We start from the raw sequence: 15,334 nt of genomic DNA, 5'->3' as shown, positions 1-15,334 counted from the left end.
CCAGCCCCGCGCGCCTGCCTACCTCTCCCGCTTGCGGATTTCGCAAGCGGGAGAGATGAATCGGAAGCTGGAAGGAATGGGAATGAAACGGTCGCGGCTCGGCACGTTTGAAGTGACATCAATCGGTCTCGGCACGGCACCTCTCGGCGGACTGTTCGCCCCCGTCAGCGATGCCGACGCCGAAGCGACGATCGAACGGGCCTGGTCGGCCGGAATCCGTTTCTATGATACCGCGCCGCTCTATGGTTTTGGCCTGGCCGAGCGGCGGCTCGGCGCGTTCCTGCGGCAACAGCCCCGCGGTTCCTACGCCGTCTCCACCAAGGTCGGCCGGCTGCTGCGCGCGCCGGACGGCCCGGCGGCCGAGGATGACCATTACAAGGGCACGCCGCGCGAGCGGCCGATGTTCGACTTCAGCCATGACGGCGTGATGCGGTCGGTGGAGGAGAGCCTGGTGCGCCTCGGACTCGACCGCGTCGATGTCCTCCTGGTGCATGATCCGGACGATCACTACGACGCCGCTGTCGCAGGTGCCTTCCGTGCACTCCAGCGCCTGCGTTCCGACGGCGCGGTCAAGGCGATCGGCGCCGGCATGAACCAGTCGGAGCTGCTGGTGCGGTTCGCCGAGGCCGTGCCGGTCGATTGCTTCTTGCTCGCCGGCCGCTACACCCTGCTCGACCAGGGCGCGTTGGATGCGCTGTTTCCGGTCTGCGCCACGAAAAACATCGGTATCCTGCTTGGCGGCATCTACAACAGCGGCATTCTCGCCAATCCCAGTGCCGGTGCGAAGTTCAACTATCAGGACGCCGATGCGACTCTGATCGCGCGGGCGCGCGAACTCGACGAGCTCTGCCGCAAGCACGGCACCGAGCTGAAGGCTGCCGCGCTGCAGTTCTGCATCGCCCATCCGGCAGTGACAGTCGCCGTGCTGGGCGCGCGCAACGCTGCCGAAGTGGCCGACAACATCGCGATGTCACAGAGCGTGGTGCCGCCGGCCTTCTGGCAGGAGCTGCGCGCGCGAAAGCTGGTCGATGCGCGGGCCCCGTTGCCGGACGGAGCGTAAGCCATGATCATCGACGCTCATCAGCATTTCTGGGATCCCGTGCGCGCCGACTATCCCTGGATGGCCGCGCCTGAGCTGACGCCGATCCGCCGCGCCTTCGCCCCCGCCGATCTCGCGCCGCTCTTGAAAGCGAACGGTATCGACGCCAGCATTGTGGTGCAGTGCCGCTCCGCGCTGGAGGAGACCGAGGAGTTTTTACGCATCGCGCGCGACAGCCCTTTCGTCGTTAGCGTCGTCGGCTGGGTTGATCTGACTGACGGTTGGCTTGGCGAAACGCTGGACCGTCTGCGTGCTTCTCCCGGCGGGAACAAGCTGATCGGCATCCGTCACCAGGTCCACGACGAGCCCGATCCTGATTGGCTGTTGCGCGAGGACGTCCAGCGTGGCCTCACCGCAGTGTTCGCCCATGATCTCGCCTACGATTTCCTGGTCCGCACCCCTGAGCTGCCCGCCGCGATCGCGACCGCGCAGGCGTTTCCGCACGCGCGTTTCGTGCTCGATCACGCCGCCAAGCCGCCGATCGCCGATGGCTGGAGCGCGGAATGGGCCGACCGCATCGCCGCGCTCGCCGCCTGCGGCAATGTCTGGTGCAAGATCTCAGGGCTCGCGACCGAAGCGGTTTGGAACGACTGGGACGCGGAGCGGCTGTTTCCGTTCGTCGAGCACGCCGCGAACTGTTTTGGCGAGGACCGACTGATCTTCGGCTCCGACTGGCCGGTGTGCTTGCTCGCGGGGAGTTACGGCGAGATCAAGAGCGCGCTGGAAGCGTGCCTGGCGAAGCTCGGGCCGCAGGTGCGGGAGAAGGCGTTTGGGGTGAATGCGAAGGCTGCGTATCGACTTTCGATTGGTTGAGAATAGCTGCGCTGTCTTCTTCCTTCTCCCCTTGTGGGAGAAGGTGGCGCGAAGCGCCGGATGAGGGGTTGCTCTCCGCAAGCTCAAATGCGCGAGGGTCATGCGCGGAGAGAACCCCTGGCCCCAGTGAGCCTGTGTCTACCGGCGTCGCCGCCCTCTCCCACAAGGGGAGAGGGCACAATAGCGGGCAGCGCTCGCTTCTCACGCCCCGGCTGGCACCTGATCCAGAAATCCTGTCACGCTCATGATGCGGCCGTCGCTGAGCACCGCGAAATCGGTGCCTTTGATCGGGCTGTCGACACCGTCAGGACCAAGCCCCCACGAAAAACGAAGGTGGTCGCCGTAGCCGTTGGGCTCGCCGATCAGCTTGAACTTGAATTCGGGGAAACGCTGCTGCACGCCGGCGATCATTGCATCGACGCCGTCATGGCCGCCGCCCTGCATCAGGGGATCGACGTAGCTTGCATCCGCCGTCCAGTTCTCGCTGAGCAGCTCGCGGCGACGGCTTGCCGTGCGCTCGTTCCAGAGATCGATATAGCGGCGGGCGATGGCGGTGTGGTCGGTCATGGTGTTCTCCTTCGATGGCGCCGTCTCGTTCGGCTGTCCCTGACTATCGAAGGTTTGCGCGCGCCGATCGATTACCTCTGAGGTCATGCGCATGATCCGGAAAAGTGTGAAGCGGTTTTTCCTCGCGACAAACGCGGAACGCGTTTGCGCGGAGATCATGTGCCAACAAAGAACTGAAGCGCGATGATGCTTTCATCGCGCTTCAGGCGATCGCAAATCTTACGCGGCTATGATTTCGCCGCGACGACCATGATCTCGACGGTGTATTGCGGCGCTGCGAGCTTGGCTTCGACGGTGGCGCGCGCCGGGGTGTTGCCGGGCGAGACCCAGGCGTCCCACACCGCGTTCATCTCCTGGAACGTCTTCATGTCGGTGATGTAGATGGTCGCCGAGAGCAATTTCGACTTGTCGGTGCCGGCCTTGGCGAGATGGCCGTCGATCGTCGCCAGGATGTCCTGGGTCTGCTTCGTCACGCTTTCGCCGGCGGCGTTATTGGCGACGACGCCGGCGAGATAGACGGTGTTGCCGTGAACGACGACCTGGCTCATGCGCGGACCGGTTTCAAGACGTTGAATGCTCATTGGGATCTCCTCTGAATGGCGGCCCTGTCTAGCAGTGCCATGCGCTGTGCCACCCCGGGCACGCATGCGTTGCCGGGCACGCATGCGTTGCCGGGCACGCATGTGCGGCCTTTACGGAAACCGGCTGAAGAACGTCCAGATCGTTTCGGCGCCGTCGATGTCGTTGTTCTGCGGCCCGAGCAGGCGTGCCGCGATCTTCGGGAAACGGGCATCCGCAGAGGAACCGGGCATGCGGTGGCCGCCATGGTTGATGCGATAGAGCACGACGTCGTGCCCGCTGGGACAGCGCGAGGAAATCCGCGTGACGGTGGACTGGTCCGCGGGCGCCTTGTCGGGCAGGTCGGTCGCGCCGGCGTCATCGGTCTCGCAGCCATTGAGCTTGCGCCAGAACGCCAGCGTCTCTTCGGTCGACCAGAACCCGTCTGCGGCATAGTAGCTCGATCCGCGTCCACCCTCGTAGGGGATTAGCGGGTCTGCCGTGCCGTTCATGAGCAGCATCGGCAGCGGCCGCGACGGATGGCAGGTAACGGCGGCTTCGTCGGTGAGATTCATGATCACGCTCGCGCCGGCCGCGAACAGATCGGCGCGGGCGCAAACGAGCGTCATCGCCATGGCGCCGCCATTGGAAACGCCGGTGACGTAGACGCGCTTGGCATCGGCCGTGCCGTCGGCCACCAGCTTTTCGACGAGCTTGGCGATGAACGCGATGTCGTCGGTGCCGGGAGGCGGTCCGCGCAGCGCAGGTCCCGCCTTCGTTCTGGCATCGGCCCAGGCATTGTTGAGCCCGTCCGGAAACACCACGGCCAGGCCTTCGCGCTTTGCGACCTGCGGCCATGCCGTTCGCGCCACCATATCGGCGCCGCGCTGGGTCGTGCCGTGCAGCACGACCACGAGCGGTGCCAGCTTTTGCGCCGGCAGTTGCGCGCTGTAAGAGCGCTTCACGCCGCCGACGTCGATCGTGTCGGCGAATGCAGGCGGGGCGGCAGCCAATACCGCAACCAGTGCCGCAATGCGCATCCAAGTCCGCACTAGACCGCCGCTTTCGCCGCGGCGCGGCCCGCATTGCGGCCCGAGAACAGGCAGCCGCCGAGGAAGGTGCCTTCCAACGAGCGATAGCCATGCACGCCGCCGCCGCCGAAGCCAGCGGCTTCACCGACCGCGTAGAGCCCGGGGATGACCTTGCCCTCCTCGCCGAACACGCGCGAGTCGAGATCAGTCTCGAAGCCGCCGAGCGTCTTGCGGGTGAGGATGTTGAGCTTGACTGCGATCAGTGGCCCGTGCGCGGGATCGAGGATGCGGTGCGGGGAGGCGGTGCGGATCAGTCTGTCTCCGATGTAGCGCCGTGCATTGTGGATGTTCATCACTTGCGCATCTTTGACGTAAGGGTTGGCGATCTCGCGGTCGCGCGCCTCGATCTGCATCCTCACCTCGTCAAGCCTGAGCAGGTCGTTGCCAGCGAGCTTGTTCATCGCGGCAACGAGATCCTCAAGCTTGTCGCGTACGATGAAGTCAGCACCGTGGCGCTTGAATGCCTCCACCGGCGCCGGTGCGCCCTTGTTGGTGGCGCGGCGCAAGGTCATGCGCCAGCTCTTGCCGGTGAGGTCGGGATTCTGTTCCGAGCCCGACAGCGCGAATTCCTTCTTGATGATGCTCTGCGTCAGGATGAACCAGGAATAATCGTAGCCGGTCGACATGATGTATTGGAGCTGGCCGAGCGTGTCCGAGCCGGGAAACAGCGGCGCCGGCAACCGCGTGCCGGTCGCATCGAGCCACATCGAGGATGGGCCCGGCAGGATGCGTATGCCGTGGCGCGGCCAGATCAGCGACCAGTTCTGGATGCCTTCGACATAATGCCACATGCGGTCGCGGTTGATCAGCCGCGCGCCGGTCGCCTCCGTGATCCCGATCATGCGGCCGTCGACATGTTCGGGCACGCCGGAGATCATGAATTTCGGCGGCTCGCCAAGCCGCTTCGGCCAGTTCTGCCGCACCAGATCGTGATTGCCGCCGATGCCGCCGGAGGCGACGATCACGGCCTGCGCTTTCAACGCAAACTCGCCGACCACGTCGCGCGAAGAGCTCTTGCCGCGTTCGACCTGATCGGCTGCGAGAATGACGCCGCTGACGCCGTCCACCGTCCCGTTGGTGACGGAGAGCGCATCGACGCGGTGGCGGAACTTGAAGGTCAGCCGGCCGCTGTTGACAGCTTCGCGCGCGCGGCGCTCGAACGGCTCGACGATGCCTGGGCCGGTGCCCCAGGTGACGTGAAAGCGTGGTACCGAATTGCCATGGCCCATCGCGTCATAGCCGCCGCGCTCGGCCCAGCCGACCACGGGGAAGATGCGATGGCCCATCGCGCGCAGCCAGCCGCGCTTTTCGCCGGCGGCAAACGCCACATAGGCTTCCGCCCATTGCCTTGGCCAGAAATCCTCGTCACGGTCGAAGCCGGCGGTGCCGAGCCAGTCCTGCATGGCAAGATCGAAGGAGTCCTTGATGCCGAGCCGGCGCTGCTCTGGCGAATCGACCAGGAACAATCCGCCGAACGACCAGAATGCCTGGCCGCCGAGCGACTGCTCGCCCTCCTGGTCGATCACGATCACGCGCTTGCCGGCATCGGCAATCTCGGTCGCGGCCACCAGGCCCGATAGTCCGCCGCCGACGACGATGACGTCCGCCTGCTCAGTCATGAGTTCCCCCCTGTAGTTGTCCGGATTGAAGCCAGCGGCTGCAACTGAGATCAAGGGGCTGTCGCGTAAGACATCATTAACTTGTTCCAGTTTGGGACCCAACGCCTTTGCGACCAACACCGCCGAGTGCAGCGCGGACGCAACACTGGACTTGAATTTGTTTTGAGCGAGCCGGCGTGCCTAGACAAAACCACGGTTACGACCGACGCTAGCGGTGCATCACCACCTGACACGCAGATTCGAACTCGACTGGGGCGGGGGACAATGAAGTTTCTGACGGGGTTGCTCGCGACGGCCCTCCTGATCGCGAGCATGGGGGCTTCTCACGCGGTGGTTCGGATCGCGGATGACCGCGGCGGCCGGATTGGAACTTATGTCGACAGGTACCAGGACCTGCGGCAATCCGGTGACACCGTCATCATCGACGGCCTCTGCGCATCCGCCTGTACCATCGTCCTCGGCGCCATCCCGCGCGACCGCATCTGCGTGACCTCGCACGCCACGCTCGGCTTCCACGCCGCCTGGGATTTCGGCAGTAACGGCCGGGCCATCACCAATGCCGAAGCGACCCAGATGCTCTACGCGATGTATCCGTCGCAGGTGAAGCGCTGGATCATGCAGCGCGGCGGCCTCACCCCGCACATGCTCTTCCTCCGGGGCAAGCAGCTCCAGGCCATGTACAAGCCCTGCTACCTCGACGCGCAGGCCTCGGCCAACAGGCCTTTGCGCCGATCTGCTCAGCCAGCGGAAGAGTTGGAGTCGGCCCGCGGGCAGCTGCTGCACTGAACCTATCAGCGACGTGATCTTGGCCCGCCCGCGGCGCTTGCCCGTCGGCGGGTCAATGCCTATTTGAGAGCCAGGGAACGGGCGCTTTTGGCCCAATCGTTGTCATGGCTCAACCTCTGCACCCCGCCCATCCGCTACAGGACAATTCGCCCACTGCCGGCCGGACGCCGTCCGTGCTGCTGTTCGCCGTTGCTGTGATCGGTGGGCTTGCCGTGACCGGTGCGCTCGCATTGTGGTTCCACTACGGCACCCAAATGTTCTTCGAAATGATCAGGGCCGGCTTTGCCGCCTGCTTCTGATCCGCGACAGGAAGTCTTCGCCCATGAGCTCCGCCACCCGCCCGCTGGTGATTGCGACCGCCTTCGCAGCAAGCCTCCTTGTCGGGCTCCTGATCATGTTCTGGGCCATGGGCGGGGTGAGCAAGGTGGCGCAGCCGGCGGCAATCGGCGGCCCGTTCCAACTCACCGACCAGAATGGCAAGGTCGTCACCGACCAGAACCTCAAGGGCAAGCCGACCCTGATCTTCTTCGGCTACACCCATTGCCCCGACGTCTGCCCGACCTCGCTGTTTGAGATCTCGGAAGTGCTGCGCGCGATGGGCAAGGATGCCGACAAGGTCAACGCCATCTTCATCTCGGTCGATCCCGAGCGCGATACGCAAGCCGCGATGAAGGATTATCTGTCGAGCTTCGACCCGCATCTTGAGGGCTTGAGCGGCGATCCCGCCGAGATCGCCAAGGTGATCACGTCCTACCGGGTCTACGCCAAGAAGGTCCCGACCAAGGACGGCGACTACACCATGGATCACACCGCGCTGGTCTATCTGATGGACCGCGCTGGCCGCTTCGTCTCGCCGTTCAATCTGAAGCGGAGCCCCGAAGAGGCGGCGACCGAGTTGAAGCGGTATCTTTGAGGAGAGCTCGATCGCGCCTCAGGCGTCGGTGCAACCTCTCCCGCTTGCGGGAGAGGTCGGCGCGAAGCGCCGGGTGAGGGTTCTCTCCACTTGGGGATTGCCCCGTTGTGGAAGCACCCTGATCTTCCCCCAAAAAAGTGGACAGGGTTAAGCTGCTTTTAGCTCGATCTGGATCGGAGTGTTATATCCGATCGAGGAATGACGGCGTGTTCGATTATAGAAGCCTTCGATGTAGGCAAAGATATCGGATTTGGCTTGGTCGCGAGTTGCGTATTGCTGGTGATGGACCTGCTCGGTTTTGAGCGTGTGGAAGAAGCTTTCCATCGGTGCATTGTCGTAGCAGTCGGCCCTGCGGCTCATCGAGGCCTGCATGCCGGCGGAGTGAAGCGCGGTGCGGTAATCGGCTGATGCGTACTGGACGCCTCTATCGGAGTGGTGGATCAGGTTGACGCCAGGCCGTCGGGTTGAGATGGCCATGTTCAGGGCCGCCAATGGCAGTTCGGTGCGCAAATGATCATCCATCGCCCAGCCGACGATCCTGCGGCTGTAAAGGTCCATGACGGCGGCCAGATATAGCCATCCCTGATCGGTTTCCACATAGGTGATATCGGTAAGCCAGATCCGGTTCGGCGCCGCCGCGCTGAAGTTCCGATTGAGCAGATTCGGAGCGATCGGGAGGTCGTGACGGCTGTCGGTGGTCCGCACCCGTCGCGGCCGGGCCATGATGGCGCGGATACCGTGCCGGCGCATCAACCGCTCGATCCGGCCGCGGCTCACTCCGCGGCCCTGGGCCCTCAGCTCGACATGGATACGCGGACTGCCATAGCGTCCGCGGGTGTCGCGATGAACCTGCGTGATATGATCAAGCAGGTCACGATTGGCGGCGGATCGACGGCTCTCCGGGCGCGAGCGCCAGGCATAATAGCCGGCGGGCGAGACCTCGAGCGCGCCGCACATGATCCTCACCGGGTAATCGGCGCGGTGATCTTCGATGAAGCGGAACCTCATGTCCGGACTCCAGCAAAGATCGCGATCGACTTTTTTAAAATGTCGCGTTCCATCCGGAGCCGCTCATTCTCCTGCTGCAAACGGGCAATCTCCGCAGCCTGGTCCGCCGACGACAGCACCGCCTGCTGTGTGGGGAGCCGCGGCGCTGCCGTCGGCTCGCGCCCAGCCCCACGTCGCTGGACCCAGCGACGCAATACGGAATCACGCAGGCCAAGCTCCTTGGCCACCGAGCCGATCGACCGGCCGCTTGAACCCACCAGATCGACCGCTTGCCGCTTATAATCGTCCGTAAACGACCGACGTTCATTTCGTTGCATTCGACACCTCTTGGCTCTGCGAGCCTACTACAGGTGTCCACTAATTCGGAGGAGGCTCACCCTCTCCCCGACCCTCTCCCGCAAGCGGGCGCAAGCGGGAGAGGGGGCGCACCTTTGTCCCGGCGGCAATCCCCGCTCGCGTTCCCGCTGGGATGGTCTATAAGGCCCTCCGATCCCAACGAAATCCGTTCATTTCCCGCCGATGGCCGCATCGCGACAGGTAAAATCGCTCCAAATCGTGCGCCGGGTCCTGTTGGGGCTGGCGGCTGGCGCTTGCTTGCTCGCCGGTTTGCCAGGCGCGAAGGCCCAGATCCCGGCCAAGCCGGCCCCGGCTGCGCCTCAAGCCACGCCGCGGGTCGGTCCTCAAGCCGCCCCCCAGGCGGTGCCGGGCTTCTGGGACCCGCGGCGGCGTCCCGAGCGGCCGGACCTGTCGCGCCTGACCGTGATCCGCTTCCTGACCGAGACCGACTATCCGCCGTTCAACTACACCGGAGCCGATGGCAATCCGGCCGGATTCAACGTCGATTTCGCTCGCGCGCTGTGCGAGGAGATCAAGGTCACCTGCACGGTGCAGATGCGCCGCTTCGAGACGCTGGTCGACGCGCTCGCCTCCAACCGGGGCGATGCCATCATCGCCTCGATGGCGGTGAGCCCGCAGCTCCGCGCCCGCGTCGATTTCACCGATCCCTACTACCGTGTGCCGGCGCGCTTCGCCTCGCGCAAGGATGCGGTGATGCCGGAGATCCGCCCCGAATACCTCGAAGGCAAGAAGGTCGGCGCCATCGCGGGCTCGGCGCATGAGGCGTATCTGAAGGCGATGTTCACCGACGCCGAGCTGCATCCCTATCCCAATGACGACGCCATGCGCAGCGCTTTGCGCAAGGGCGAGGTCGATTTCATCTTCGGTGATGCCATCTCGCTGGCGTTCTGGATCAACGGCACCGATTCCGGCGATTGCTGCGCCTTCTCCGGCGGTCCCTTCGTCGAGAGCCGCTTCTTCGGGGAAGGCATCGGCATTGCCGTGCGCAAGGGCAACGATGTGCTGCGCCAGGCCCTGAACTGGGCGATGTTCCGCGTCTGGGAAAAAGGCCGCTATACCGATTTGTGGCTGCGGTATTTTTCGGTGAGCCCGTTCTGAGTCGGTCGCTGCTCCCTCCGCCGTCATTGCGAGGAGCTCTTGCGACGAAGTAATCCAGAGTGCTTCTGCGGAAAGATTCTGGATTGCTTCGCTTCGCTCGCAATGACGGTGTGTGCGGCGGCATCATCCCACAAAATTGCATTCTGCCGGGAAATCGCTATTTTCCGCGGCCCGGAGGCCCTTAATGTCTGTCATCGATCTCGCCGCAAGCCCGAGCGATCTGCGTGCGCTCGCCGAACAATCCAACGCCTGGCCGTTCGAGCAGGCGAAGGCAATTGTCGCGCGCCTCAAAAAATCGCCCAAGGACGAGGTGCTGTTCGAGACTGGCTACGGCCCCTCGGGCCTGCCGCATATCGGCACCTTCGGCGAGGTCGCGCGCACCTCGATGGTGCGCCACGCCTTCCGCGTGCTGACCGAGGACAAGATCAAGACGCGCCTGCTCGCCTTCTCCGACGACATGGACGGCCTGCGCAAGGTGCCGGACAACGTGCCGAACAAGGACATGCTGGCGCAATATCTCGGCAAGCCGCTGACCGCGGTGCCGGACCCGTTCTCGAACGAACATCCCTCGTTCGGCGCCGCCAACAACGCACGCCTGCGCGCCTTCCTCGATCATTTCGGCTTCGACTACGAATTCGCGAGCTCGACTGATTATTACAAATCAGGCCGCTTCGACGCGACGCTGCTGAAGATGCTGGCCGCCTACGACCAGGTGATGGCCATCATCCTGCCGACGCTGGGGCCGGACCGCCGCGCGACCTATTCGCCGTTCCTCCCGATCAGCAAGACCTCCGGCATCGTGCTCCAGGTGCCGATGATCCGCCGCGACGTCGCCGCCGGCACGATCACCTATGTCGATCCCGATACCAACCGGGAAGTCGAAACGCCCGTCACCGGCGGCAACGTCAAGTGCCAGTGGAAGGCCGACTGGGCGATGCGCTGGGTCGCGCTCGGCGTCGACTACGAGATGGCCGGCAAGGACCTCATCGACTCCGTGAAGCTGTCCGGCGCGATCACGAAGGCCCTCGGCGGCACTCCGCCTGAAGGCTTCAATTACGAGCTCTTTCTCGACGAGAAAGGCCAGAAGATCTCGAAGTCGAAGGGCAACGGCCTCACCATCGACGAATGGCTGCGCTACGCCTCGCCGGAATCGCTGTCGCTGTTCATGTACCGCGAGCCGAAGGCGGCGAAGCGGCTGTATTTCGACGTCATCCCGCGCAATGTCGACGACTACCAGCAGTTCATCGACGGCTTTGCCAAGCAGGATGGAAAGCAGCAGCTCGGCAATCCGGTCTGGCACATCCACAGCGGCCATCCGCCGAAGGGCGACATGCCCGTCACCTTCCAGCTGCTGCTGACGCTGGTGTCGTCGTCAAATGCGGAGAACGCCGAAACGCTGTGGGGCTTCATCGGTCGCTACCGCCCCGGCGTGTCGCCGCAGACGCATCCCAAGCTCGACGCAATGGTCGGCTATGCCATCAACTATTATCGCGACTTCGTGGCGCCGACCAAGCAGTTCCGCGAACCGACCGACACCGAGCGCGCCGCATTGCAGGATCTGCGCGATGCGCTGTCGCAGCTGCCGCAAGACGCCTCCGCCGAAGACATCCAGAACGTCGTCTACGAGATCGGCCGCCGCGAGCCGTTCCTCGATCCTGTCAAGAAGGGCAAGGACGGCCGCCCCGGCGTCACGCTCGACTGGTTCAACATGCTCTACCAGGTCCTGCTCGGCCAGGAAAAAGGCCCGCGCTTCGGCTCCTTCGTTGCCGTCTACGGCATCCAGAACGCGATCAACATGATCGACGGCGCGCTGGCACGGAGTGCGTAACCACACTGCATGAGCGCGACGTTTCCTCATCGTCGTCCCGGCGAAGGCCGGGACCCATACCGCGTGATCTATCGAGGAATGGCGGGCTTTGTACCGGAGTAAGCGTAACTCTCGTCCTCCGCCAAACTTCTCCCTGTGGTTATGGGTCCCGGCCTTCGCCGGGACGACACCGAGAGTGGGACCACTGCACTTACCTCATCGCTGGCTCGCCAACACCATCCGTGCCATTCAGGCAATATCGCCCGCCGTCATCGTCCGCATCGACTGGCTGCAATTCCAGCGCCTTTGCCGTGCCGCGCTTCAAATCGATCGCAACACGTAACGCCGATTGTCCTTCTGTACCGGCCGCGCGTTCATGGGATAAAGTTTCGCGAAGGCGGCGATGTCTGCGGCCGACACCTGGATGGGATCGGTGAGCAGCAGCCATTCCACCACTTCCGAGCAGGGCGGCGTCGTCAGCGAGCCGGAATAGCGGAAGTAGTTGAGCTTTTGCGGCAGCATGGCGCCCGGATGGATGCCGCCGTCGGCCTTCACCGCAGGTCCTTCCGCAGCCGGCATGGTCTTGACGATCGTGTTGAAGCTCGCATTCGGCCTGCCTTCGGCCATCAGCACGCCGACCACGGCGAGCCCGCCGGCATCGTTGCGGTGGACGAAGTGCGCCTCCATCGGAAAATTCTTGCCGCCGATCATGTGCTCGCTCGGCCGGTGGAAGTGCACTTGCAGCAGCTTGTACTTGACGTTGCCGAGCGTCAGCGTGCTTCCCTCCGCGAAATTGAGCTGGATCGTATGCCCGTTGTTGACGATGGTGTCAGCGCTCCTGCCCCAGTTCAGCTTCAGCGTCGGCAGTTGCGATTTGATCGTCCCCTCAATGTCGATCGGCGATTGTTGCAGGCCGGCCGCGCAGGCCGTGTTGGCTGCGTCGAGATCGCCCCATTTGGCCGGGCCGCCGACGCCTTCATAGCTCCAATGCGCGCCTTCGGCGGCGAAGGCCGGCTTACACAGTGGACAAAGGGCAAGCCCCGCGAGCACCTTCAATGCATGACGGCGATTCATCATATTCCTCCTGAGATGCATTTTGGTTTCTCAATATCGGCTTGGTTTCTCAATATCGGCGCAACCTAGGCGAAAGGGGGGTGTGTCGCAATGGCGATTGCGCCAAGACTCTAACGCGAATCTAACGCGAATCTATCGCGCCGGAATCTACTGGCTCGCCCACGCGATTCGCGCGATCCAGGCGATATCGCCCGCCGCCATCGTCCGCTCGGCCTGCGCCGCATCGAGCGGCTGCAATTCCAGCACCTTTGCCGTGCGGCGCTTCAGCGTCGCGACCGTCACCTCGCCGTCTCTGGTCTTCACCACCACGCGGTCGCCGTTGCGGACCGGCGTGCCCGGCGAAACCAGGATGACGTCGCCGTCGCGGTAGGCAGGCTGTAGCGCATCGCCGGAAATCTCCAGCGCAAAGGTGTGGCGGTTCTCGGCGGCGGGAAGCGCGATCTCGGCCCAGCCCTTGCCGCTGGGAAAGCCGGATTCGTCGAAAGAAGCGGTCGCGCCGGCCTGTGCGAAGGCGAGCAGCGGCACACAGCGGCGCTCACCAGCGTCGTGGCCGATCAGTTTCACGAAAGTCTCAATGGACGATTCGGCCGCGGCGAGCGCCTTGGCGATCGATTCGGTCGAGGGCCAGCGCTCGCGGCCGTCGGCGGTGACGCGCTTGGACTTGTTGAAGGTGGTGGGATCGAGCCCGGCGCGCTTGGCAAGTCCGGACGGCGACAGGCCGGCGCGCGCCGCCAGTCGATCCAGCGCCCCCCAGATCTGATCGTGGGTTAGCATCCTCTGCGCTTTGGCCTGCCTGACCATGAAAAGGTCCAGCCCGTCGCAACTCAGGAAAACTGTCCTCAAATCAACCGGTTTTCCGTTTTTCGCGCAAGGGGTGTGGCTAAGTCTTGAGTTCGCGAGGTGTGGCCTTTACGGTCGCGCGCGGGATTTGAAGACCCGTCAGAGACGAAAAACCCCAAAAGACTCAATGAGCTGACTCAACGGGCAAACAGGGCTCCGCAAGCGGTGGTCAAGATCTATAAAATCTGTCCGGCCTCGGCCTGGCGCGAGGCGGAACGGCAGGGCGTGTATCGGGGCAGCGCGGATGACACGCGCGATGGGTTCATCCATTTCTCGACCGCGGCCCAGGTTCCCGAGACCCTGCGAAAGCATTTCCTTGGCCAGCGAGCGCTGTTCCTGGTCGAGGTCGATGACGAGGTGCTTGGAGCCGGCTTGCGCTGGGAGCGTTCGCGCAATGGCGAGCTGTTTCCGCATCTGTATGGCGAACTTGACCTCGGCGCGGTGATCGCCGTGACGAACCTCAACATGCGCGCCGACGGCAGCCACGACATTCCGGAGCTTCTGCCGTGATCCGGGCTTTCGATGCCTTTTCATTGCCGGTGCTGCGCTGGCTCGACCCGGAGGACGCGCATCGGCTCGCGATCCAAGGCCTGCGCTTCCTGCCGCCCGGCAAGCCGCGGCCGGACGATCCCAAGCTCGCGGTGCGGGCCTTCGGGCTAAACTTTCCCAATCCGATCGGCATGGCCGCCGGCTTCGACAAGAGCGCGGAGGTGCCGGATGCACTGCTGCGGCTCGGCTTCGGCTTTGTCGAGATCGGCTCGGTGACGCCGAAGCCGCAAGCTGGCAATCCGCGGCCGCGACTGTTTCGCCTCGAGCGCGACGAGGCCGTCATCAATCGCATGGGCTTCAACAATGACGGCGCGGAGACGGCGCTTCGACGGCTTGCCGCGCGCGCACAGCACGGCGGCATCGTCGGCGTCAATGTCGGCGCCAACAAGGATTCGCCGGACCGCGTCGCCGATTACGTCAAGCTGATCGAGACTTTCGCGCCGGTGGCGAGCTATTTCACCGTCAACGTGTCATCGCCCAACACGCCAGGCCTGCGCAATCTGCAGGAGGGCGCGCTGCTCGACGACCTCCTCGCAAAAGTCATCGATGCGCGCGAGCGGGTGCGCCAGAAGGCCGGCGACACGCCGGTGCTGCTGAAGATCGCGCCGGACCTGAGCCTCGCCCAGCTCGACGACGTCGTGCAGGTCGCCCGTTCGCGCCGGGTCGACGGCATGATCGTGTCGAACACGACCATCGCACGGCCGAGCACGCTGCGCGAGGAGATGCGCGCGAAGGAGCAGGGCGGCCTGTCCGGACGGCCGCTGTTCCGCCTGTCGACCCGCATGGTCGCGGAGACCTATGTGCGCGTCGAGGGCGCGTTCCCGCTGATCGGCGTTGGCGGGGTGGATTCGGGCGGCGCAGCGTTGACGAAGATCCGTGCCGGCGCGAGCCTGATCCAGCTTTATTCGTCGCTGATCTACAAGGGCCTCGGCCTCGTCGACGAGATCAAGCGCGACCTCACCTCGACGCTGCTCCGCACGGGCCGGGATTCGCTGTCCGAGATCGTCGGCGCCGATGCCGCAACGCTGACGGCAGAAGACTGGCCGGGGATGTGAGGCGCACTTCGTCTCTCCCCGCGGGCGGGAATCCCCGTAACCCGGATGGAGGCAGCGCAATCCGGGAATCCGTCCGCGAATACGAACGTCCCGGATTACG

General features: G+C 64.3%; 16 protein-coding genes. 9 read left to right on the top strand and 7 right to left on the bottom strand.

What is annotated here, in order from left to right; genetic code table 11:
* The first annotated feature begins 82 nt into the window (after nt 1–82).
* Nucleotides 83–1,060, top strand: a complete 978-nt coding sequence (locus IVA82_RS08230) for an aldo/keto reductase (protein WP_247389022.1) — start codon at nt 83–85, stop codon at nt 1,058–1,060.
* A gap of 3 nt (nt 1,061–1,063) precedes the next feature.
* On the top strand, nt 1,064–1,912 hold the full coding sequence (locus IVA82_RS08225; protein ID WP_247389021.1) for an amidohydrolase family protein: 849 nt from the start codon (nt 1,064–1,066) through the stop codon (nt 1,910–1,912).
* 201 nt (nt 1,913–2,113) lie between these two features.
* On the opposite strand, the gene IVA82_RS08220 is transcribed toward IVA82_RS08225, so the two are convergent.
* From IVA82_RS08220 to IVA82_RS08205, 4 genes are all read right to left on the bottom strand, one after another.
* Nucleotides 2,114–2,479 carry a nuclear transport factor 2 family protein gene (locus IVA82_RS08220; protein WP_247389037.1) on the bottom strand — a complete coding sequence of 122 codons (366 nt, stop codon included), beginning with the start codon at nt 2,477–2,479 and terminating at the stop codon, nt 2,114–2,116.
* A 227-nt stretch (nt 2,480–2,706) separates the two neighbouring features.
* Nucleotides 2,707–3,060, bottom strand: a complete 354-nt coding sequence (locus IVA82_RS08215) for a RidA family protein (protein WP_148740113.1) — start codon at nt 3,058–3,060, stop codon at nt 2,707–2,709.
* Between the two features lie 111 nt (nt 3,061–3,171).
* Complete coding sequence (locus tag IVA82_RS08210; RefSeq protein WP_247389020.1) at nt 3,172–4,077, bottom strand: PHB depolymerase family esterase; 906 nt, start codon at nt 4,075–4,077, stop codon at nt 3,172–3,174.
* An 11-nt stretch (nt 4,078–4,088) separates the two neighbouring features.
* Complete coding sequence (locus tag IVA82_RS08205; RefSeq protein ID WP_247493234.1) at nt 4,089–5,747, bottom strand: FAD-binding dehydrogenase; 1,659 nt, start codon at nt 5,745–5,747, stop codon at nt 4,089–4,091.
* 264 nt (nt 5,748–6,011) lie between these two features.
* Between IVA82_RS08205 and IVA82_RS08200 the strand changes: the two genes are divergently transcribed.
* The 3 genes from IVA82_RS08200 to IVA82_RS08190 all read left to right on the top strand — a co-directional run bounded on the left by IVA82_RS08200 (nt 6,012) and on the right by IVA82_RS08190 (nt 7,446).
* Nucleotides 6,012–6,533 (top strand): hypothetical protein, encoded by a 522-nt coding sequence (locus IVA82_RS08200; protein WP_247389018.1) that lies wholly within the window; start codon nt 6,012–6,014, stop codon nt 6,531–6,533.
* A 104-nt stretch (nt 6,534–6,637) separates the two neighbouring features.
* Nucleotides 6,638–6,832: a hypothetical protein gene (locus IVA82_RS08195; protein ID WP_247389017.1), complete on the top strand. Its 195-nt coding sequence runs from the start codon at nt 6,638–6,640 to the stop codon at nt 6,830–6,832.
* Between the two features lie 23 nt (nt 6,833–6,855).
* Nucleotides 6,856–7,446, top strand: coding sequence for an SCO family protein (locus tag IVA82_RS08190; protein ID WP_247389016.1), 591 nt, complete (start codon nt 6,856–6,858; stop codon nt 7,444–7,446).
* A 147-nt stretch (nt 7,447–7,593) separates the two neighbouring features.
* On the opposite strand, the gene IVA82_RS08185 is transcribed toward IVA82_RS08190, so the two are convergent.
* Nucleotides 7,594–8,771, bottom strand: a protein-coding gene (locus tag IVA82_RS08185; protein ID WP_247389015.1) for an IS3 family transposase whose coding sequence is annotated in 2 segments (ribosomal slippage) — nt 7,594–8,457 and nt 8,460–8,771 — 1,176 coding nt in all. Because the reading frame shifts where the segments join, the coding sequence is not laid out codon by codon here.
* 202 nt (nt 8,772–8,973) lie between these two features.
* Between IVA82_RS08185 and IVA82_RS08180 the strand changes: the two genes are divergently transcribed.
* Nucleotides 8,974–9,909 carry a transporter substrate-binding domain-containing protein gene (locus IVA82_RS08180; RefSeq protein WP_148740124.1) on the top strand — a complete coding sequence of 312 codons (936 nt, stop codon included), beginning with the start codon at nt 8,974–8,976 and terminating at the stop codon, nt 9,907–9,909.
* A gap of 184 nt (nt 9,910–10,093) precedes the next feature.
* Entirely contained in the window at nt 10,094–11,737 is a 1,644-nt protein-coding gene (locus IVA82_RS08175) for a lysine--tRNA ligase (protein ID WP_247389014.1), read from the top strand.
* Between the two features lie 300 nt (nt 11,738–12,037).
* On the opposite strand, the gene IVA82_RS08170 is transcribed toward IVA82_RS08175, so the two are convergent.
* Both IVA82_RS08170 and IVA82_RS08165 read right to left on the bottom strand, forming a co-directional pair.
* Complete coding sequence (locus tag IVA82_RS08170) at nt 12,038–12,790, bottom strand: carbonic anhydrase family protein (protein WP_247389013.1); 753 nt, start codon at nt 12,788–12,790, stop codon at nt 12,038–12,040.
* A 147-nt stretch (nt 12,791–12,937) separates the two neighbouring features.
* Nucleotides 12,938–13,591 (bottom strand): helix-turn-helix transcriptional regulator, encoded by a 654-nt coding sequence (locus tag IVA82_RS08165; RefSeq protein ID WP_247389012.1) that lies wholly within the window; start codon nt 13,589–13,591, stop codon nt 12,938–12,940.
* Between the two features lie 204 nt (nt 13,592–13,795).
* On the opposite strand from IVA82_RS08165, the gene IVA82_RS08160 reads away from it, so the two are divergent.
* Together IVA82_RS08160 and IVA82_RS08155 are read left to right on the top strand one after the other, a co-directional pair.
* The gene (locus IVA82_RS08160) at nt 13,796–14,140 is read left to right on the top strand and encodes a DUF952 domain-containing protein (RefSeq protein ID WP_247389011.1); all 345 of its coding nucleotides are present in this window, start codon (nt 13,796–13,798) and stop codon (nt 14,138–14,140) included.
* Nucleotides 14,137–15,234, top strand: a complete 1,098-nt coding sequence (locus tag IVA82_RS08155) for a quinone-dependent dihydroorotate dehydrogenase (RefSeq protein WP_148745466.1) — start codon at nt 14,137–14,139, stop codon at nt 15,232–15,234. Before IVA82_RS08160 ends, IVA82_RS08155 begins: the two co-directional genes overlap by 4 nt.
* The last annotated feature ends 100 nt before the right edge of the window (nt 15,235–15,334 follow it).

Source organism: Bradyrhizobium sp. 142, from assembly GCF_023074015.1.
In the GTDB taxonomy this organism is placed as follows: Bacteria; Pseudomonadota; Alphaproteobacteria; order Rhizobiales; family Xanthobacteraceae; genus Bradyrhizobium.
This window is presented reverse-complemented; position numbering and strand designations above follow the sequence as displayed.